Source organism: Methylobacter sp. sgz302048 (assembly GCF_052162025.1).
In the GTDB taxonomy this organism is placed as follows: Bacteria; Pseudomonadota; Gammaproteobacteria; order Methylococcales; family Methylomonadaceae; genus Methylobacter.
The window spans coordinates 4,117,534-4,138,822 of sequence record NZ_CP197401.1; the positions used below are offsets into that span (position 1 = coordinate 4,117,534).

At 52.2% G+C, this 21,289-nt stretch carries 17 protein-coding genes; 4 read left to right on the forward strand and 13 right to left on the reverse strand.

Going from position 1 to position 21,289, the window contains the following annotated elements; translation table 11 throughout:
• Window positions 1-17 precede the first annotated feature (17 nt).
• Window positions 18-821 (reverse strand): helix-turn-helix transcriptional regulator, encoded by an 804-nt coding sequence (locus ACTNE6_RS18495; protein ID WP_442497802.1) that lies wholly within the window; start codon window positions 819-821, stop codon window positions 18-20.
• Window positions 822-962: 141 nt separating this feature from the next.
• Window positions 963-1,580: a GTP cyclohydrolase II gene (gene ribA, locus ACTNE6_RS18500; protein ID WP_442497803.1), complete on the reverse strand. Its 618-nt coding sequence runs from the start codon at window positions 1,578-1,580 to the stop codon at window positions 963-965.
• A gap of 288 nt (window positions 1,581-1,868) precedes the next feature.
• On the opposite strand from ribA, the gene ACTNE6_RS18505 reads away from it, so the two are divergent.
• Window positions 1,869-2,399 carry a gamma-glutamylcyclotransferase family protein gene (locus ACTNE6_RS18505; RefSeq protein ID WP_442497804.1) on the forward strand — a complete coding sequence of 177 codons (531 nt, stop codon included), beginning with the start codon at window positions 1,869-1,871 and terminating at the stop codon, window positions 2,397-2,399.
• 18 nt (window positions 2,400-2,417) lie between these two features.
• Here ACTNE6_RS18505 and ACTNE6_RS18510 read toward each other — a convergent pair whose 3' ends face one another.
• The 10 genes from ACTNE6_RS18510 to can form a co-directional block, all read right to left on the reverse strand.
• Complete coding sequence (locus ACTNE6_RS18510; RefSeq protein WP_194969891.1) at window positions 2,418-3,035, reverse strand: class I SAM-dependent methyltransferase; 618 nt, start codon at window positions 3,033-3,035, stop codon at window positions 2,418-2,420.
• 43 nt (window positions 3,036-3,078) lie between these two features.
• Window positions 3,079-4,656: a complex I subunit 4 family protein gene (locus tag ACTNE6_RS18515; RefSeq protein ID WP_442497805.1), complete on the reverse strand. Its 1,578-nt coding sequence runs from the start codon at window positions 4,654-4,656 to the stop codon at window positions 3,079-3,081.
• Window positions 4,649-6,241, reverse strand: coding sequence for a complex I subunit 4 family protein (locus tag ACTNE6_RS18520; RefSeq protein ID WP_442497806.1), 1,593 nt, complete (start codon window positions 6,239-6,241; stop codon window positions 4,649-4,651). The genes ACTNE6_RS18515 and ACTNE6_RS18520 overlap by 8 nt, the downstream gene beginning before the upstream one ends.
• A 7-nt stretch (window positions 6,242-6,248) precedes the next feature.
• A complete protein-coding gene (locus ACTNE6_RS18525; protein ID WP_442497807.1) occupies window positions 6,249-7,811 on the reverse strand; it encodes a proton-conducting transporter transmembrane domain-containing protein in 1,563 nt (520 codons plus the stop codon).
• A 4-nt stretch (window positions 7,812-7,815) separates the two neighbouring features.
• Entirely contained in the window at window positions 7,816-11,094 is a 3,279-nt protein-coding gene (locus ACTNE6_RS18530; RefSeq protein ID WP_442497808.1) for a DUF2309 domain-containing protein, read from the reverse strand.
• 22 nt (window positions 11,095-11,116) lie between these two features.
• Window positions 11,117-12,583, reverse strand: a complete 1,467-nt coding sequence (locus ACTNE6_RS18535) for a complex I subunit 4 family protein (protein ID WP_442497809.1) — start codon at window positions 12,581-12,583, stop codon at window positions 11,117-11,119.
• Between the two features lie 226 nt (window positions 12,584-12,809).
• The gene (locus tag ACTNE6_RS18540; protein ID WP_434482556.1) at window positions 12,810-13,211 is read right to left on the reverse strand and encodes a hypothetical protein; all 402 of its coding nucleotides are present in this window, start codon (window positions 13,209-13,211) and stop codon (window positions 12,810-12,812) included.
• A gap of 342 nt (window positions 13,212-13,553) precedes the next feature.
• A complete protein-coding gene (locus ACTNE6_RS18545; protein WP_442497810.1) occupies window positions 13,554-15,233 on the reverse strand; it encodes a SulP family inorganic anion transporter in 1,680 nt (559 codons plus the stop codon).
• Between the two features lie 134 nt (window positions 15,234-15,367).
• Window positions 15,368-16,237, reverse strand: coding sequence for a universal stress protein (locus tag ACTNE6_RS18550; protein WP_442497811.1), 870 nt, complete (start codon window positions 16,235-16,237; stop codon window positions 15,368-15,370).
• Window positions 16,238-16,543: 306 nt separating this feature from the next.
• On the reverse strand, window positions 16,544-17,230 hold the full coding sequence (can, locus tag ACTNE6_RS18555) for a carbonate dehydratase (protein ID WP_442497812.1): 687 nt from the start codon (window positions 17,228-17,230) through the stop codon (window positions 16,544-16,546).
• 155 nt (window positions 17,231-17,385) lie between these two features.
• Between can and ACTNE6_RS18560 the strand changes: the two genes are divergently transcribed.
• From ACTNE6_RS18560 to ACTNE6_RS18570, 3 genes are all read left to right on the forward strand, one after another.
• A complete protein-coding gene (locus ACTNE6_RS18560; RefSeq protein WP_194969901.1) occupies window positions 17,386-18,057 on the forward strand; it encodes a response regulator in 672 nt (223 codons plus the stop codon).
• Window positions 18,050-19,423 (forward strand): sensor histidine kinase N-terminal domain-containing protein, encoded by a 1,374-nt coding sequence (locus tag ACTNE6_RS18565; protein ID WP_442497813.1) that lies wholly within the window; start codon window positions 18,050-18,052, stop codon window positions 19,421-19,423. The genes ACTNE6_RS18560 and ACTNE6_RS18565 overlap by 8 nt, the downstream gene beginning before the upstream one ends.
• 133 nt (window positions 19,424-19,556) lie before the next feature.
• Window positions 19,557-19,961 carry a hypothetical protein gene (locus ACTNE6_RS18570; protein ID WP_442497814.1) on the forward strand — a complete coding sequence of 135 codons (405 nt, stop codon included), beginning with the start codon at window positions 19,557-19,559 and terminating at the stop codon, window positions 19,959-19,961.
• Between the two features lie 22 nt (window positions 19,962-19,983).
• Here ACTNE6_RS18570 and ACTNE6_RS18575 read toward each other — a convergent pair whose 3' ends face one another.
• A complete protein-coding gene (locus ACTNE6_RS18575; protein ID WP_442497815.1) occupies window positions 19,984-21,270 on the reverse strand; it encodes an oligosaccharide flippase family protein in 1,287 nt (428 codons plus the stop codon).
• Between the last annotated feature and the right edge of the window lie 19 nt (window positions 21,271-21,289).

Consider the following 21,289-nt stretch of genomic DNA (forward strand, 5'->3'; position numbering starts at 1 on the left):
TGGCGGAATTCGAATATTTAAAAATAGAAAATAGTCGATTTTTTCTTGTAGGCTAAAGCGATCAAATTTCCATCAACCGCTTTCGCAATGGCATGAGTGCGGTTATTGGCATTCAGCACCTCAGCGGCTGAATCAAGATGCTTATTGACAGTGGAGACAGAAATATCAAGAATCAGCGCGATTTCTTCAGTTGTTTTTCCTTCGGCGGCCCATGCCAGACATCGACGCTGTTGTAAGGTAAAGGGGGTAGTATTGCTTTGTATAAAATTATGGAGCAGCGGTGACAACAATCCTTTTCCTATCAAAGCAAAATTAGCTTCGATAATGCGCTGAGCCAAATAAACGACAAAAGGTTTAATATATTGTAGCCAACTGCTGATTTTTTTTTGCTCAGCGCGATAAGTGAAATGGAGAAATCCAAAAAAATGCTTAGGCCCGTGTACAGGTATCGTTATGCCGTCCCAAACGCCTTTCATCATTTCGTCAGAAATAAAACTGGATCTTTGAGGGAGTCTGCTCCAGTAAAAAGGAGCAATCTGCTTACGCGCCATAATAATGCGCGTATCAATTTTCCAATATTCATTCTGAATATAAGTTTGTTTCCATTCCTCAGATTCATCTGAATAGATGTAGTAAATTTCATTCCTGAAATCGTTCGCTATAACAATGCCATAAGCAATATGCTTAAAGCCGAATTGCTTTTTGATATCAAGGGCTATATCGAATAATTGCTTGGGACTCTCAACAGCGTTTAAAGACTCCAAGACGCTGTTAAACCATTTCGTAGAAATCCGGGAATTTTTGACTAAATCGGCATCCATATATTTCTTTAATTAAGCCCAATCTTATACTGATGTTTTAATTAAAACACCATCGGATTTTTTATCAACCCTTTTAATGCGGATTAGATAAACGGCTTATATAAAAATTAATATAGATAACATTAATATCCAATCGATCAGTTACTTCTGATCATCCTGTTTCGACATAGACAGCATATGAGCCATTTTTTTTACTTTGGTTTTTAAATACTCCAGATTGTCATCATGCGCTGCGGCTTCAATCGGAATGCGGCCGGCGACATTGATGCCGAGCTTCTTTAACTCATTAATCTTTTTCGGATTATTGGTGATCAGCTCGATCGACTTTACCTGCAGATCATTCAGCATGAGTGCTGCAATGCTGTATTCCCGTTCATCGGCCAGATGCCCCAGGTGTATATTGGCATCGACCGTATCCATGCCCTGGTCCTGCAGGTTATAGGCTTGCAGTTTTTTCAGCAGGCCGATGCCTCGGCCTTCCTGCCGAAGATAAATCAGGATGCCGAAACCGGCTTCGTCGATCAGTTGCAGCGCCATATCGAGCTGTTCGCCGCAATCGCAGCGGCGCGAGCCCAAAACATCGCCGGTAAAGCACTCGGAATGAATGCGAACGGGCACGTTTTCCTTGTCGGCAACACTGCCTTTAACGAAGGCGACATGCTCTTTTTTATCGATATTATTGCTGTAATAATGCAGGATAAACTCGCCGTGTCGGGTCGGAATACGGGTTTGTACCAAGTTGTCTAGTTTTAATTTCACGTATATAGCTAATTTTGATAACAATTTATATTTTACCCAATTCAACTGCGATTGAGCTAAAAAGTTTTGCCGGCTATCATGTCTTGCCCTGTTTTTCAGCGCTTTAAAAAGCGTCTCTAACTGGCGTCATCTGCACAACCAAGGTTGCAGCCCTGCCTTAGCAATTAGAATATTATAAATCTCTAAAGTTTATTTTTTAATTTATCCGACCAACGCCAACACCCTTTTCCTGAGCTTATTTCTTTTGCCAACCTTAATAATATCGATCTGATCAGCTTCGCAACAAACATGTCCAAAATTTATAAAATATTTGCCTACGGCAGTTTAATCAACCAACAGTCATTGACCCGAACCGTACCTGAGGCACGCAATATCACTCCTGTGAAGACGCGCGGCTTGCAGCGGGTTTTCAATCTGGCGTCGACTTACCGCTATGATGAGCAACATCAGGCCGCCGTTTGTGTCCTGAATGCCGAAGATGCCGAGCCGGAGCAGGTCATGAACGGCACGTGCTTCGAAATGGATGAACAATCGCTGGATCGTTTGCTGGAGCGGGAAAAAGGCTATGATTTCTGCCGGATCACAGCCTGCCATTATCATGACGAGGCGGATATCTTTGACGCTTATTATTTCAAAGCCCGCGACTTCGAGCCTTACCGCTATTTATCGGCATCAAAGGCTCAGGCCCATTATCTGAACTTGTGCCTGAGCGGCTGCGCGGTTTTCGGTCAGCCCTTTGTCGACGACTTTATCGGCAGCACATCGTTCTGGGATGTCGATGAGGAGGGGCAAAAGTCCATCTGGCAGGGGCATTTCTGAAAGGCTTAGGCCCGGCCATCACTTTCGCGCTTCAATCAACTTGATAATATCGCTGCTGTGCTCATCGACACGCACAGAACTAAACGGGCAGGCTTGCACGTTTTTGACAGTCTGCCTGTTGATATTGGCACCGACCAGAGTCACTACGATCGGGTTAAGCAGATTCATGGCGCCGGCAATCACGGGGTTTGAACTCAATACATGCTCCAGCAGCAACACCTGCCCGCCCGGCTTGCAGACGCGGTAAAGTTCCTTCAAGCCCTTTATCGGCGCTGGCACCGAGCAAAAAACGAAGGAGGCGATAACGGTATCAAAACTGTTATCGGCAAAGTACAAGGACTGGACGTCCATCAAGTCCAGCTCGACGCTGACCTGCTTCCTGCCGCGTTTACGCTTAGCCTCGTTCAGCATTTTTTCGCTGAAATCGATGCCGGTTATGCGGGCGTCCTTCGGATAGTAATCAAAGTTCTTGCCCGTGCCGACGCCGACTTCCAGAATATGGTGTCCATCCACCCTATCCCATAGCCTTTTGCGCCAGCTTTTGAAAAACAGGCCTTCCATGACTGCCTCCATGCCGTCAAAAAATGGAGCAATCCGGTCATAGCGTTTTCTGATATCGGCACTGTTCGGCTTCATGATGGGCTCATTTAAGGCAAATTAAAGATTGTACCCGATCTTGCTATTTAATAGGTTCAGATAAATGCGCTGTTTCATGCAGTTCCTGATTTTGCCGCACATAGTCGCCATTGATCACGACCGATGAGTTGGTCAGCCGGGTCAACCATGCTTCTGCCGTCAGTTTATTGGTGTTCAATATCAAGTTAGGAAAGAATCCGAACAACAATACCAGCAGGGCCGGCACGCATAGCAAGCCCAGTTCGCGTTTTCGCAGATCCTGCAACTGGCTGACGCTGACATGCACAACAGGTCCGTAAAACGCGCGGCGCATAAAGGACAACATATAGGACGCCCCCAGGACAGCACCCATCAAGGCGGCAATGCCAAGACTGGGGTGCGCATTCAGCGCGCCGATGATCAACAGCAGTTCCGCCGGAAAACCGCTGGCGCCCGGCACGCCGATGCTGGCTATGGCAAATAAAAAGAAAAAAGCGCTCAATCGGGGCATCACTTTTGCCAGACCGCCCAAATGAATGACTTCGGTACTGCCCAGGCGATGCTGGATGAAGCCCGCTATCAGCATCAGACAGCTGGCAATCAAGGTAAAATTGAGCAATTGAAAAATCGCGCCTTGAAGGCCTTGCATGTTGAGCGTAGCGATACCGATGATCACAAGACCGACATGACTGATGCTGGCATAAGCCAACAAGCGACGCAGATTGGTCTGCTGCAAGGCGATCATGGCACCATAAATCAGTGTGATTGCGCCCAGAATACCCAGTACCCAGGTATATTCGACCGAAGCGGCAGGCGTCAGCGGCATGGTGTAACGCAACAGGCCAAACGCGCCCAGCTTCAGGCCGGTCAGTAAGGCGGTCATGTGCGCAGGCGCTTCCATGGCTGTCGTTGGCAGCCAGGTATGAAAGGGCACTAACGGCGCTTTAACGCCAAAACCAGCCAGCAGCAACAGAAAAATAATGGTCTGCCAATTGTCGGAGATCGGCGTATCCAGCAGGACAGGCAAGCTGAAAGTTAAATTCTGCGGCACGCTGCCGTGCATTTGGGCCGCATGGTTAACGGCCAGCATGATGATGGCAAACAGTAATGGCACGCCGCCGAACAGCATGAACAGCGTGTATTTCATCGCCGCGCCACGGCGCTGAGGGCCTATGCCCCACAGACCGATCAGGAAGAAAATGGGCGGCAGTGTCAGTTCCCAAAACAAAAAGAACAGCACCATATCCAACGCCACAAACACCCCCATCGTGACGCCTTCCAAAGCCAGCAATAAGGCAAAGTGGAAACGCGGCAAATATTGCACCGAATTCCATGAAGCGACAACCGCCACCAGCGTCAGCAGCGCCGACATCGGCAAAAACAATACGGAAATGCCATCGATTCCGACCAGATACTCGATATTCAGAGTTGGCACCCAGATATGCCGCTCGATCAGCTGAAAACCGCTGTCGCCCGGATTAAACAGATAGACGATGAACAACGTTGCAGCCAGCTCAAACCCTGCAACCGACAGCGCGATTTTTTTGGCCAAATTGCTGTCACTGGCCGCACCGGTGGCAAGCGCGCCCAACAAAGGCAGCGCCATCACCAGACTTAATATAGGGAAACCGGTTTCACTCATGATTGTTCACTCTTTTTATATCGGCAGCGCCGCTTTCAGCCGGTTCTGTCAGCGTTTCAGTCGCACGTTGCTCACTATGCATGGGGTAAGATTGACTCAAAACGGCCACTTCATCGTCTATAAAATTCAGAACAGGCGTCGTATCAAAACCGGTGCCGATCAGCATTGCACTGATCGCGATCGTAATAATGCGTTCCTTGATGACCGGGTGATGGATGCTGCCATAGGGTTGTACGGAACGTTTGGTGCTGGTCATGAACATGCGCTGAAACGTCCAGAGCAGGAAAGCCGCAGCCAGCACGTTGCCGCTCAAAATGGCGACGGCCACCAGCCAACCGCGATCCTGAATCGTGCCTTCGATGAGCAAATGCGCCGCATCGAAGCCAGGCGTGCCGGGCATGACCATCGTGCTCAAAGCGGCAATCAGATACAGCAGCGCGATCGTGGCGTTGGTGTCGAACAGGCCGCCCAATCGCGGAATAAAGGCGGTGCGGGTGCGCTCGTAAATCAGGCCGACGCTGAAAAACATGCCGGCCGTTGCCAAGCCGTAAGCCAGCGACAACAGGATGCTGCCTTCCAGGCCCTGCGTATTGAAACAGAATATGCCGATCACCAGCATGCCGGTATGGCTGATAACGGCAAAGGCCAGCAACCTGCGTATATTGATTTGCATGAGCGCCAGCAGCGCGCCGTAAAATATACTGATCAATCCCAGCGTGACGACAAAATCGGCCCATTCTTCGGCGACGCCTGGAATCAGAGGCAGAATAAAGCGAATGACGGCATAAATCCCCAGCTTTAACCCGACTACAAAAATGGCAACGCTCGCCACGGTGCCCTGTTCGGCCAGCGCCGGCAGCCAGCCGTGAAACGGAAACAGCGGCATGCGAATGGCAAAACCGTAGAACAGCAGAATGAAAATCAGGATCTCATCATGCAAATAGGCATTGTTCTGCTTGATGGTGAGCCAATCGAAAGTCAGCGGATGCTCCGAATCGATCAAGCCAAAGCCCAGCAATAAAAAGCCGGCCAGCGTCATCAGCAAACCGCAGCCCCAATACTGCAGCAAGCCGGCTACGATCCAGGACCTTTTGTGTCCGGTACCGGCATGCAGGGTCAACAAAGACACAGGCAGCAGTTCCAGCAAGCTCCATAACCAGAACTGCATCGCATTCAGTGCCGCAAAAGCGCCTATTAATATAGCTTCATAACCCAGCAGGCAGGCGATGAACTGCCGGTCGATAACGTGCCGGTTAATGATGGAATAGATCAGCGCCAGCAGCGTTAACACGGCTGTCAGCGGAATAAACAGCACGTTCATGCCATCGACGCCGACGCTATAGCTAAGGCCGAACAGTTGCACCTGCTCAGCCAGTTGAATCCCTGCCCTCTCGGCATCATAGAGCATCAGCAGATAGATGCTCAGCAATAAATTCAGCGCTGTACCGGCAAAACCAAAGCGCAATGCGACAACCGTTGAACGCGAAAGCGCGGCCGCGGACATGGCTGCCAGCGGCGCCAAGGTCAGTACGCTTAATAACGGGAATGCTGCCGATTCCGACCAGAAAGTTACATTGATATCCATCGGGTCCTCAAAATGCAATCAGCAAAGTAATAAAGATGAACAACACCAGATAGCGCGGGCTGAATAACAGCAGCTCAACCTTATTGGCCATATAGCCCAATTGGCGACCATAATTGATCGCGTTTTTGCCGATGCCGCGCAACACGAAGCTGTCTTCGAACCAGTGGGTGACGGCCGCAGCCCACTCGGTAATCTTGCCGGCCAGGCCGCTGCCTTGCGCGAAAGTGTCGCCGTCATTATCGAGCCGGGCTCCGATTTTTTGCTCTTCCATTTGCGCCAGCGTCGATATTGCCCGAATGGCCGGCGCGGACACGCCGAATGTACGGTCGACGATATGATCGTCAAAATAAGTCAGATCGTGCGCCAGGCGCCGTATCGGCTTTACCAGTGTCCAGTCGGTAATCTGATCCAGCCAGAAGCGTTGCAATGAGACGACATAGGCCCAGCGTAACCTGGCAATAGCCGGAGCGACCGGCCTGATCGGATTGCCCTGTACGTTGTGCATGAGCGATGGCGAGGTCAGGAACTGATAACCGCGAACCACGGCATGGGCGCAAAGATGCCAGCTGGCCAGCTGCCAAAAGCCCAGGCCGCATTCCAGGAACATCAAGCCTAATTGACCCGATGTGGCAAAAATCAATGAACTCTTGACGTCCGTTTGCGTCAGGCCGACGACAAAACCATAAACCGCCGTCAACAGGCCCACAACCGCGAGCAACGCCATAATCAGCGGCGCCTGTTCGAGAACCGGCTGCAGCAGAATCATAAGATAGACGCCGGCATGCACCATCACCGCCCCGTAAAACACGGCGCTGGACGGCGTAGGCCCTTCCATCGCGCGCGCCAGCCAGGGCGCAAACGGCAGCTGCGCCGATTTCGCAAAAGCCGCTACGGCGAAACAAAAAGCGATCGAAACGGCCTGGCCGGTGGATAATGGCGTCGGCAAAGCCGTCAGCTTGGCCCAGTTAACGCTGTCGGTCCAGGCATAGCAAAGGCTGATGCCCAATATGAATCCGACATCGCCGATACGGTTAGTCACAAAGACGCGCGTCGCGTTTTGGGCGGCAACGGGCCGGTCATAGAAATAGGCAATCAATAAATAGGAACAGAGCCCGGCAATTTCCCAACCGATAAACGTACCGACTGCATTGCCCGATAACACCAGCAACAGCATGCCCGCAGAAAACAGGCTCAGAATAAAGAAGAACCGGTGAAAGCCCGCCTCCCGGTGCATGTAATTGACCGAAAAGCGCATGACGATAAACAGCAGCATGCTAAACAGCGCCGCCACCACGACGCTGAAGCCCGTAGTGATGAAATTCACGCGGATATTCAGCGTGTCGCTGCCCAGCCACTGGCCGACGCTGAATGAGCCGGTATTTTTGCCCATCAAGTCGCCGGTCAGCAGCGCCAAAGCCAGCAGACCTGACAGAATAATGGCCCAATTGGCGATATCGGCCGTCGTGTTTTCGCCGGCTTCGCCTTCCAGCCAGCCGAACAAATGACCGATGCCAATCACTGCCGCGGCAACGAGCGGCAATAAAGGAATTAAAATAACGATTAAATCCACGCGCTTAAACTCCCCACAGTTCAGGCTGTTTGATCAAGACGGGCGCCACCGGCTCGGTTTGATCCCGGTAACAATCCGGCGAGCTCGCGCAAACCGGCAATTCTTTGGCTTCAGCCCGCCACGGCACAAACCCGGTGCCGCGCTCGAAGATGAAAATATCACCGCTGTCCGGATCTTTCGCGCTCAGATGCACCCAGCCGCCGGCTATCAACTCGCGCAGGCTGTCCTGCCGGGCGTAGATTTGCTCCAGAATCTCGGTTTTGGCTTCAACCAGAAGCTGCAGACGCATCGGCTCGTGAATTTCTATCATCTGCCGGGGCAGTCCTGTGCGCAAGTCGCTGCATGCGCCTTCCATGACGCCGAAAAAGCCGGTGACATTGTGCGGCACCTTGGAGCCGCAGCCAAAACGCTCGTTATTGACGGTGGAAAAATAGTATTCCAGATTAATACCGGCGCCGACCGGGCCGACGGCGAGCAGGATGCCTTCCAGCACTTTCCCGTCCGGATCCTGGGTCGGATCGTAGGAAATCAGGAACACGCGCCGGTCGAAGAATGCACCCTGGGTCAGTGATCTACGCCCGACCACGGCCGCGGCATTGGTGGCGTGGCCCAGCTCGGGTCTGGCCTGAGAAAAATCGGCCGAGCGCCCAACCATATGCGCCAACGCCTGTTTCGGCGTCGGATTGCGCGGCGCCGAAGCCAGTCGACGACAGCGTTCGTGCGCCGAAAGCTGCTGCGCATGACTGAGCGCCTGCTGTAGTTTTTTCAGTGCCGGTTGCCGTTCCGCAGGCACGTCCTTGAGATCGTACCAAATAATATCTTCATTGCCGGTGTTGTGCTCGGCGCCGATAAACCAAGTATCGTCCGGAATGCTGATGCCGCGTTCGGCCAGCAGCTTACGCACTTCCAGGCGATTGGCCATGGCCGCGAACACGCGTGCATTGGGCCCGCCGTGACGGCCGCTGCAGGCGCCGCAATCATAAGCGGCCAAATGCGGGTTGTTCTGGCTGATGGAACCGTGCCCCATCAATACGACCAATTCCGAGAAACCATAGGTCAAGCCGGTATTGCGCAAGAAAGCCGCAGTCCGGTCAGCCTGTTCATTATCTGTAAAGCCCAGCTTGGGCTGTTCTGGCGTTGCCGGCGTCGTATTATCTGTTGACGTGAACAACAGCTCGGTTTCAACACTGGGCGAAAACAGCCGGCCGATTCCTGCCACCAGACCTCTCTGCTGTTTCGGCAACAGCGATTTAGCCATCAGGCCTGCAAAAGTAACCGGCGCCATGGCATCAATAACCGGCTGCGATACCAACAGATTGCGGCGCAGCCCCTGATGCAGCAGGTTGGTTGCCCGTTGAACCCAGCGCCGGCCTTTATTATGTTTCGACAGCGCTTTCTCGCTGCCGGCTCTGGGCACTTCCCGGACTTCATGGGCAGGCGTTACCACGACCGGGCATAACGGCGAAACTTTGCTGTCATCCAGGCCTTTATAGTTCATCGGCACGCCGAAAAATCCGGCGGCGCCCAGCGTTTCAATGGCGGGATTAAATTCTTCCAGATGTCTGCGGATGCCTTCCTCGCGATCGTCCATGCAGAAGATCACTTGTGCATCGGGGCGCTTATTGCGCCGGGCCCAGCGGCCGCGGTTATGGTTCGCATTCAAGGCATGAAAAAAGTTTTCCCGATAGTGCCGCTCATAAGCCTGAAGCCAGACCTTGCCTCGCTCCGTCTCGTTAAACTCATCCAGCACGGACAGCATCAGGCGCAGATCTTTCTTTTTCAAGGTTTCTATATGCGCCGCCTTAAGCCCTAGGTGCTGGCATAAACGGAACAGGCGCCAACCGCTGCAATAAATGGTATGGTTGCGCTCCGCCTGCTGCATCGCCAGCGGACTGCTGCGCCAGATCCCGATCATATCGGCAAGCTGCTGCCAATCGGCGCGCGAATGGCGCTCCGAACCGGCAAGGAACATCAGTGATTCAGCCTGATCAGTCAGATATTCCGGCAAATCGCCCCGGTATACCTGGCTGCGCACGATGAATTCCGACAGGTTTTTGCTGAAATAGGACTTGAGACTGCTCAGCTTGGCCTCGATCAGCCACGTTTCGCGGCAGATCTGATTCAGCCACAGCCTGTCCAGCGTCAGCCGAATTGCCAGGTAATCGGCAAGTTTGGGCTTGGCGTCATTCACCGTTTGATAATGCGGGTGGTGCTGGCGCCAGTTGATCAATCCCGACCAGCCGGGTATTTCCAGCGCCAGCCGGCCCAGATAACCGTTCCATTTCGCTTGCGGGATTTCCAGATGCGCCAGCTGCAGAATGATTGCGTCGACGGCATCCTCCGGCAGTTCGGCCATAATCTGCTGCCAGTCAGGCAATTCGTGCAAAAACGGATTGGCGTCATAGGCGGCCGTTGCGCGCCAGGCGCCATAGAGGCCCAGCTGGCTGCGTTCGGGAATGGGCCATGGCGCCAGACCTTCATCCAGACCGGAAGCGCAGATGCGGATCAGTTGCGGGCGCACGAAATCGAGAATGTCTTTGCCGGTCAATGTCATGATGAAGCCGCGCAGGCTCATGCTATCGCCCAACTGAGCCAGCAGATCATCCAGAGCCTGGCGCCCCAGTAACTGCATTTGTTGATGCAAGGACGCATGATTACCGCCTTTTCTGCTGTAGCGGACTTGCGCCAGCCAGTCCTCGGCCTGTTCCATGGATAATTCGAGCAAGTCCTCGGGATGCAGGCTGGCCTGTTCCATCTCGAGCTTGGCCAGAATGCTTTCCCACAATGGCCTGACATCGCTCGCCGACAATTGGCTGCGCACCGGCTCGGGCACATCGGCCTGCACGGCCTCCAGAGCGGCCATTTCCTCGATCTGCCAGTTCAACTGGCTGACCGTGATGGATGGCAGATCAAACAATAGCGCAATGCGATAGATCTCCTTGCGCTTGATGGTTTTATCATCGGTATGACAGATGATTTGCTCGGACTGCAGCCAGTAATCGGCATCAAGTACCGCCATGATGTCGCTGTCGTCTATGCGCCCTGCTCTGTAATAATCCCGGCTGCGCGCTTCAGGCAGATAACCGCTGGTCCCGGTCAGGGCCTCGAAGGCGGCCAGCGCCTCTTCAAACGGCAGGTGCTGGAAGCCGTGCAACGTATTGTGATGCACGAAATCAAGGATGGGCGCCTGTCCGGGCAGCACATGGTCCAAATGATCCAGGGCTGTCGTAATCTGCGCGCGCAACTGGTCTATATCACGGGACTTTAATGGTGATGCTTGCATGATTAAAAACTCGCTTTATAACCTAGTGGCTATGAATGATCTGGCTATTCATTTCAAAGAGGGTTGCCGATGACAGTTCGATCAGAGGCTCAGGCAGCAAACCGAACACGACAATACTCGTTACCAGTATGCCGGCAGCGACTAACTCCGAAGGACGCAAATCCTCGATATGCTGCATCTGCGGCTTTACCGGTCCGGTGAACAGCATGCCGATGGTGCGTGTTGCATAGGCGGCGCTGATCAGTATGCTCAGGCTGAAAAATACCATTAACGCGCCCCATTGCTGGAAGCCTCCGATCAAGGTATGCAATTCGGCCACAAAGCCGACCGAACCGGGCAGCCCCATCGCCGCCAGCAAGGTTATGGTCGCAAACAGCGCAAAACGCGGCATTACCTGAACCAGAGAGCTGTAATCCTGAATGTTGCGGGTATGCGTGCGCTCATACAACAATCCCACCAGCAGAAACAGGGCTCCGGCGATCAGGCCATGCGCGGTCATTTGCATGATCGCGCCGAGAAATCCCGCTTCATTCAGGGTGGCGATGCCCAGTAAGACGACGCCCATATGACTGACCGAGGAATAAGCGACCATCGCTTTCAGATCGCGTTGCCGCCAGGCCAGCAATCCGCCGTACAGCATGCCGAACACGGCCAGGAAAACCAGCAGCGATTGCAGTGTCTGTGCGGCTGTCGGCAGCATGACAACCGCCCGCAGCAAACCGTAGGCGCCCATTTTCAGCAGGATGCCGGACAGCAGGATACTGACCGGGCTGGGCGCTTCGACATGCGCCAGCGGCAACCAGCCATGCAGTGGAAAGATCGGCATCTTGACGCCGAAACCGATCAAAAAGCCGAGCAAGACCCATACCTGCTGATCTTTCGGCATGTTTTCCGATACATGCACCATCGCGCTCATCAAAGACGCGTGTTCCGGCACATACTCATAAACCGCGATCAGGCTGATCAGCATGAAGATCGAACCGCCCATGGTATACAGGACAAAATTCAGGCTGGCCGCATGGCGTCGCTTGCCGCCCCAGCGATCGATCAGGAAAAACAGCGGAATCAGGGTCACTTCCCAGAAAATATAGAAAACCGCCCAGTCCTGAGCCAGAAACACGCCCAGCATGCCGAACTCAAGCAGCAGCATGCAGATATAATAGCCTTTGACTCGGCTTGTAATACTGAAAGAGGCTAGCAGGGCGATGGACGTCAGCAAAGTCGCCAGTACCAGCATCGGCATGGAGAGTCCGTCCAGGCCTAATGCATAAGCGCTGCCCAGCTTGGGATTCAGAGGAAAATATTCGTAAAATTGTAGACCGGCGTCATGCCCGTCATACTGAGCAGCCAGCCAGCAGCTCAGCAACAAAACGAAAGTTGTGAACACATTGCCGAGGCCCCGGATGATCCGAGTATTCTGGCCCGGAGTTAATGCCAACAAAAATGCGCCAATGGCCGGTGTCCAAAGCAGTATGCTGAGAATCCCCATGTTTTTACTTATCCTGTTTGGAGTATCGGATACTCGAATGATGCCTATGCAAATGGACCATTATATGTTTAATATCCAAAAACACGATGCCATTTACTTCTTACTAATAAAAATAAAGATGTGATTGCAAATCTTTACATTACAAAAGCTTAATGAGTTTCTGCGTCGATATAATTTCTATCGAATCGAAGATAAATAATCACGCCCATTGCCTTCTCTTTTATTCTCAAAAAAACATCCAGAAGCACAGACCGACAACACCGGCCGAGCAAGTCGTTATCAATTTTGCTTTCTGAACGGAAGAACTCTCCCTCCAGTAACTGCTCATATGTGTCGCATAATGCATTCTCGTAGCCAGCAGATAGTTATAGAACCGAGGCAACACGCGCCACAGTCGATAAAGCCCGAACAAAATAGCGGACAAGAGCAGATAGAACACAATAATCTGGCTCTGATGGCGCGTCGTGTGGAAAACATGTTCAATCAACTCTTCAAGCCCAAGCTCGAGCCATTCAAATGCAATATGCGCGAACGTAAGCAGTGAATGAAGCAATACATCGTAGGTGCTTATCAGGATGCCGATCAAAGCCGCCTGTACGATAATTTTTTGATGAGCTCTTAACTTCATGCCTCATTCTCAGAATTTCGTAAACATCGGGATAAATCCCCTCTCTGCCGGCATCGATGCCGCATAGGACGAAACAAGGCCAAAGACAGATTGACGGTCGCTTCGCCGCTATCCTTACAAGCGTTCCTGATTAAATCCTGTTCGAGCCAGGCAATAGCACACGCTTCTACAACCAGAACCGCTCTCTTAATCGGAGGCCTGCATAATTCTCTCGAACATGAGTTCGATTGTATTTGCGCAACCTTTCAGAGACCTTTCAGAAACTGAGCCAGGATTTAATCTTGCAGCGATTGATAATTTCTATAGGCTACAGGATTGAAAATAAGCCTGCCGCGTACTCGATCAGCCAGTCGCTTTTGAGCCGATCACTGCCTGCATTTGTCCTTTATTCAAAGCACCGGTAGTTTTTGAATCAAGCTTGGCTTGGTTTTTTCCTTTACCTTTAGTCATGACCGCATTCAATTCGGGCTCGGCCTGAATTTGCCCCTTGCCTTCCAGTGCCCTGGCCTCGACCTTAATATTATTGTCCTGGGCGCTGAGCATAAAATCGTGAATGGTTTCGAGAATATCGTGATCGATAAACTGCGTTTTCGAGCCGTCAATCAGCACCGTACTGTTTTCCTCGATCTGATTGAAGTATTGTCTAAGCCGGGCACGATTTAAAAAAGTGACGTCTTTGTTCAGGCTGAGAACATAACGATCATCGGTTTTAGTCAGCGAAATGGCGGCATGGTAATTGGCCCGAACCACATAGTACAGACCGACTGCAATGCCGACCCCGATGCCTTTTAACAAGTCCGTCGCCAGAATCGCCACAATCGTTACCACGAACGGCACCAATTGGCTCCAGCCCTTATGGAAAAACTCGACGAAGATTTTCGGCTTGGCCAGTTTATAACCGGTTTGCAGCAATATCGCCGCCAGACAGGACAACGGAATATTGTTGAGAAAGCGCGCGAAAAACATCACGCTGAGCAACAGGAACAAACCATGCACAAAACTTGACACCTTGGACTGGGCGCCGGCATTAATATTGGCGGCGCTGCGCACGATGACGGCCGTGATAGGTATACCGCCAATCAAGCCGCTGACCATATTGCCGATGCCCTGAGCCTTCAATTCGCGATTGGTCGGCGCCACGCGTTTGAGCGGGTCCATTTTATCGGCCGCTTCGAGGCTCAGCAGGGTTTCAAGACTGGCGATGATCGCAATCGTCAAAGCCACCGTATAAACTTCGGGCTTAGCCAAAAAACTGAAATCGGGGAAGGTGAACAGATTGAGAAAATCTTCCGGTTTTTCCGTGACAGGTAGCGAGACCAGATGCTTGCTGGAGATCGCCCATTCCGGCGCCATGCGTAAGGCCACCATATTGTAAATGATGCCCCAAGCAACGACCAGCAGCGCACCGGGGATCAGCCGGAATAAGGCCACCCGCTTGACAAAACTGCTCTCCCATATCGCTAAGATCAGCAGCGATACGAAACTGACGACGGCAGCGCCCGGCGAAATCGCCTTTAACGCGCCCATCATGGACTGGACAGTCTCCCGGACAGTTTCGCCGATATACACTTCGTCGACTTCAAAACTGGCGTCATAACCGATGGCGTGGGGAATCTGCTTCATGATCAGAATCAAACCGATTGCGGCCAGCATGCCTTCAATGACTGCCGAGGGAAAATAAGCGCCGATCGCGCCGGCCCTGAGAAAGCCCAGTATGAGCTGAAGCATGCCCGCCAGCACGACGGCGACCAGAAAGCCTTGAAAACTGCCCAAATGATCGATGGCATTGAGCACGATCACGGTCAGGCCCGCGGCCGGACCGGAAACGCTGAGTTGGGAACCGCTCGCCCAGGCGATGACCAGTCCGCCAACCATGCCCGCGATCAGCCCGGAAAACAATGGCGCACCGGATGCCAGCGCCACGCCCAGACAAAGCGGCAAGGCGACCAGAAACACGACCAGCCCGGCCGGTATATCGTGATGCAGATGCTTTAAATAGTAACTGAGATGCTTGTGAATCATATGCCCGCTCCTATGCTGGAGTTGTATTTAGTTTTATATCGAATCCTGGTCTGCACTTTATATTGAATCCTGGTCTGAACTCGCTGGACTTATCCAAATCAGCCGTCCGCTGTAATTGTCAATCTTATAAATCATCAAGGCTTTATCACCATGAAGGTCGTGTGGACAGCCCGGATCAGGGTTGCCGTTGTGCTGCCGATGGGCTGATGGTCAAGACCGGTCCGCCCTATCGCCGCCATAATGACGAGGTTGTAATGCTGCCCGATGATATGTTCGCGAATCGCGTTGTGAGCCGAGTCGGCGCCATGGGCGACAAAGCATTTCGAATTGCCGGCAAGATCCGGCAGATGCCGTTCGGCGATTTCATGCAATTTTTCCAACCGCTCCTGTTTCTGCTGCTCGAATTGTTCAGGATTGTGCAAGTCGCCGCACAAGGCATGGAACAAATGCACTTCGGCGCCGGAAGCCTGCGCGATATCCTGCGCATAAGGCAGCGCCGCCAGGGAATTCGAAGAAAAATCGGTAGGGACAAGAATTTTACGGAAGGGCGTAAAGCCGGATTCGTCCTCTACGATGACAATGGGTCGATTGCCGAAACGGAGCACTTTTTCGGCCACCGAGCCCATTAACATGCGCATGAAGCCGGTTCTGCCGTGGCTGCTCATGACGATCATGTCAAACCGGCCGGATGCCTCGACGATAGCCTGGGCCGGTTTGCGGTCCTGCGCGGCGACACTGTCATCCAGAATGCCGTTGTCCACCGACTCCAGGGCGAACTGCCGGAGTTTGGTCTTTATGGCCTGCTCGATAGTAGCCGGATCGCCATCGGCGTGAAAACTGTCGACGTCATAGTGAAAACCGTCCATGTTCGAATACAGATCATAGGCATGAAATGGTGAGATCCGGCCTTTATAGATACGCGCCAATTCCTGAGCGACGGGCAGCGCTTTACGGCTAAAATCTGAAAAATCGATGGGGACAAGAATTTTTAGTCCTTTGTTCATGTATGAACTCCAAAACTATGGTTGGAAAATTAAAAAATCGGCTTCAGCAGTTCCGCGCCTGCAGATAAATTTTTTCTCTCGCATCACTCGCCCACAAGCAAAAAAAGTGCTACCAACGCCTTATGATTCATCAGCATATCGGCCAGACTAATATTCCTGGGCCGCTTGTGCAGAGTAAGCGGCCGTTGGCAGCATGAGGGGCAATGATTGAGGAGAACGATTTTTCCATAGCGCAAATAATGCTACCGCTTAAGCGGGTCGCTGGCAGTATATCCAGGTTCAGACTTGCAAAGCCCAAGCCGTCAATCATCTTCGGCTGGAAACAAATTTCATTGCCGGTAACGCTATGTCCGCCTCGTGATAATCGTATTTAAAAATCGGATCAATTTCGGTATCGGGATAAAGCGTAACCAGCGGCTTCAGCAAGCCATCGTCCAGGCCATAGACCCATCCGTGCAAGGTGGGCCGGTTTTCTTCATGCCAGGCTTGCTGGATGATCGAGGTATGGGCCAGCGTCTGCACCTGTTCCTGAATATTCAGCTCAACCAACCGGTTCACTCGCGCTTCTTCAGTCGGTAATGCATCGATTTCAGCCCTGTTGAGGCGATAAACATCCTTGATATGCATGAGCCATTTATTGGTAAGGACCAGTTGAGAACTTTGTCTGCCCAAAGCGGCCTTGATGCCGCCGCAGCCATAATGCCCGCAAACGATGATATGTTTGATTTTCAGCACGGTGACCGCATATTGCAGCACGCTCAGGCAGTTGAAATCGGTTGAAATCATCTGGTTGGCGATGTTGCGATGAATAAACATCTCGCCAGGCTGCGCATTGACGATAATTTCCGCCGGCACCCGACTATCGGAACAACCGATCCAGAGAAACTCCGGTTTCTGCGTTTTAGCCAACTGGGCAAAGAACTCCGGGTCATGCGCTTTCTTTTCCCGGGCCCAGGCTTTATTTTCACTTAATAATTTTTCAAATGATTTCATAGCGATTCCCTTAAATATTGACCATGAGAGCGTAATCAATAATTAATGTTATGCTTTCAACTTTATAGGAAAGGCGATTAGCGCCTTAACAATTTCGATTCGAAATTATTTTATGCGCATAACCTTTCAAGAACCTTTCACATGAATTTGAATGTATGAAAATTTTATTGATTGAAGACGATGCAGTTTTGGCGGATGGGTTAATGCATACGTTAAGCGCCAATGGCTATTCGGTCACCTGCGCCACTACAGGTGGCTACGCCGAGCAACTGTTATTGTCGCAAGGCTTCGATTTAATCGTACTGGATCTGGGGCTGCCGGATGTGGATGGACTGCAATTGCTGCGCAGATTCAGATTGCGCAAGATACCTTTACCGATTTTGATCCTGACCGCTCGAGACGGCATCAATGACAGAATCGAAGGCATCGAACAGGGCGCTGACGACTACATGACCAAACCGTTTGAACTGCGGGAATTTGAAGCGCGCGTTCGCGCTCTGATACGGCGCTGCTATGGCGGCTTTCGCAACGATATTGTTATCGGCAGGCTGGCGCTGGACACGCAAAACCACCAGGTACTGGCCGATGGCCAATCGATGCAACTGTCGGCTCGTGAATACGGCGTCCTGGAAATATTGCTGATACAGGCCGGCAAAGTCGTCAGTAAAGACCGTATCGCTCAGCGCCTGTCGGCTGACGGGGAGGCGCTCGCCGACAATGCCATCGAAGTCTATGTCCATCGCGTCAGAAAACGCATAGAGCCGTACGATGCCGTGATCCGGACAGTGCGCGGGCTGGGCTACTTGCTGGAGACGGCCGATGACTAAAGTCAGAAGCCTCAAAACTGAAATTCTATTCCGGCTGATCATCCCGCTCATTTGCTTTGTCGCGATCGAGAGCGTGCTTTCCTACTTTGTTACGCTGCACTATGTCAATGAAACCTACGACCGCTGGCTGCTGGACTCGGCCCGGTCATTGACTCAGGAAATCAAGGTCAAAGACGGCAAGATACGGGTGGAACTGCCGCCCGCCGCGCTGGAAATTTTCAAATGGGACGAGTTCGATAAAACCTTTTTCAAGATCATATCCTCCGAGCAAGGCATGATCGTCGGAGACAGTTTCGTACCGGAATCATTTGATCCGGGCGCGAACTGGTCGCATCCGGTCTTTTTTGAGGACGAAGTTCGCGGAGAGCCGGTGCGGGTCGTATCCATGCTGATCATTCGCGATGAGACGCCGGAGAAAATTTTTGTCCATGTCGCCGAAACGGTGAATAAGCGACGGTACATGATGATCGATATTTTGCTCGCCGACCTGGTTCCGCAGCTTATCCTGACATTGTTTACCGGCATTTATCTGCTGAGAGGATTAAAGCGAGGCCTGAAGCCTTTGCATACGCTGGCCGATGAAATCGCCCAACGCTCGCCGCGTGATCTGAGCCCTATCGCTGAAACGCACGTTTTTCTCGAAGTCCGCACCCTGACCGATACCATCAATGACTTGCTGGCCCGCTTGTCGGCAGCTATCGCCGCCCAGCAGCGGTTTGTCGCCAATGCCGCCCACCAATTGCGCACGCCGCTGGCCGGCCTGAAGCTGCAGGCTGAGCGCGCACTGCGCGAACAGGATCTGCCGGCCATGAAGCCGGCGCTGCAGCAAATGCAAAATTCCGCCGACCGCGCATCTCATACGATTACGCAATTGCTGGTGCTGGCGAAATCGGGCCCCATCGACGGCATGAATGAATTAAAACCGGTCAATCTGGATGCTCTGGTCAAGGACACCTGCATGGACTGGGCGCCCAAAGCGCTGCAGCGAGAGATAGAACTCAGCTTCGAAGGCCCGAAACAGCCCGTATACGTGCGCGGCGATGAGGTATTGCTGCGGGAATTGCTGGGCAATCTGCTCGATAATGCTATTGTGTATGGCAAAGAGCATGGCAATATTATCGTCAAACTGAAACGCTTTCCCACACCCAGCCTGATTGTCGAGGATGATGGTCCCGGTATTCCCGACCTTGAGCGGGATAAAATTTTCGAACGCTTTTACCGTATACCGGGCAGTTCAGGCAACGGCTGCGGATTGGGTCTAGCGATCGTTAAGGAAATTGCCGATCTGCACAAAGCCCGGCTCGAGCTTAGCCTTATCAGCGCCGCAGGGGGTACGCGCGTTACTGTTTCATTTGGCAATCTTTAATACGAACCCAAAACGATGAAGTCAGAACAGTCGGCTTGACGTATAATATCGAGACCAAACTAAAGCAGTTTTCATTAGGCCATTTATTTTTCTATAAAACAGCAACTTGATGTGACAAGCGCATGGATTACAGATGATTTCACCTCATAATCTAAAAATCATCTTGATCTCGATCGCGCTCGGCCTTGTGGTTCTGATTCCCGACACGGTATTCGGCTTACTGCTCGAAGCCTCCCATGCCTTCTTTGAAGTGCTTGAAGAGGGGTTCGATCTGCTGGTCGAGCATATCTTTCATACCAGCACCCATGAAACACAGATCATCGTATTTTATTTGCTGTTTTCGCTGATCTGTTATGGCCTTTACAAGCTGTGGCGTCTCTCACAACGTTGGTACAACGCATTCAGGATCACCTGGTCGCAGCAAAAAGCCAATGCCTGGCTTTATTGGCAAGAATCCTCTCTGCTAAAAAAGATCGAAATAGTGGCAATTGGCCTGGCCGCCGCCAGCTTCCTGATCTTCTGGCACACGATGATGTAAACCTGTCCGGGCCGCAAGAAGCTTATCCGTTCAGCCGGCGGAAATGCAGCTTTGCCACGATGCGCAAACTGGCGAATAACAGCATGACCGCAGCCATATAGGCCGCTGCCACACCGAGAGAGCCAAGGTGAGCTCCCAACACGAAACTCAATATCACCATTACTATCATTGCAACCAGAGTCAGGCTTAATACAATACGATGCAAGCCCATAAACTGCAGATAATAAGGCACATCGGCAAACAGGGCGCTGAAGCAGGCACCGGAAGCAATAAGCAGCATAGGATGATAACCGGCACTGAACTGCTCGCCGAACAAATCCAGTATTGATCGTCCCGCGAAGATCAAAATGGCCAGCAAGGCGAGAATCAGGCTGCCGACCGCTAAAGTTCTCTGCGTCATGAGAGCCTGTATCGCCCGTTTGTCGCCGCGGCCTATCAGCACGACCATCATGGGCAGATAGTAACGATTGGTTGAAGTCCCTATCAGGGAAATAAAACCGCCGGTCTGGGCGGCCACGGCATAGATGCCAACCTCCAGGCCGGAAGGAAAGAGTATTTCCAGAATGATGACGCCGCCGCTGGTCATAACGGTCAGCATCAGACTGCTCATAACCAGCGGCAAAGAGCCCCTAAGCCATTTTCTGCCGTGCATGAGCGGCACTATTTTCTTAATGCCTGCCGGCATCAACAGCTTGGCTATGGTCCACATAACAGCCAATGTCATCGTCCAGGCACCGCCGAAACAAAGCACGGCAGCTAAAGCGGATACGTTGACAGGGCTGATTGACAAGCCAATCAGCAGCACAAGATAAATCGCCGGCAGAAACAGCCTGTAGACCGCGACGCTGAGCAGCTGCGCGCCATGCGCGGCAATGACTTCAACCAGAAACAGCGTCACGGCGATGATCGGCAAAAACGCCGCGAAGGTGACAATAACGACGCGTGTTGCGTCCTGGTTCAGCGCCCAGAAAGCTTCAAGGCTGACGCCCAGCATCGCCGCCAACAGCAGGCTGAAAGCGCTGATGCCGCGCAAAGCAAACAACCAGAAACCGTGGAACCTCTGCCAGTCCTCACGGTCACGCAACAGAGCGACTGCGCGCAAGGCATATTTCTCTAAGCCCAAAGTCGCCAGGGTTGACAGCAACGTTACCACCGACACAGCCACGTTGTAACCGTCAAACTCGCCGACACTGAGCCATCGCGCCAGCAACATATTGGCCAGATACATCAGGCCGTAATTGGCCAGAGCCAGTACAAACAATTCCAGTGAGCGAAAACTATTCACGTGCAGGTCTAAGTGGTAATCCATTAACGCTAATTTTCAAGTA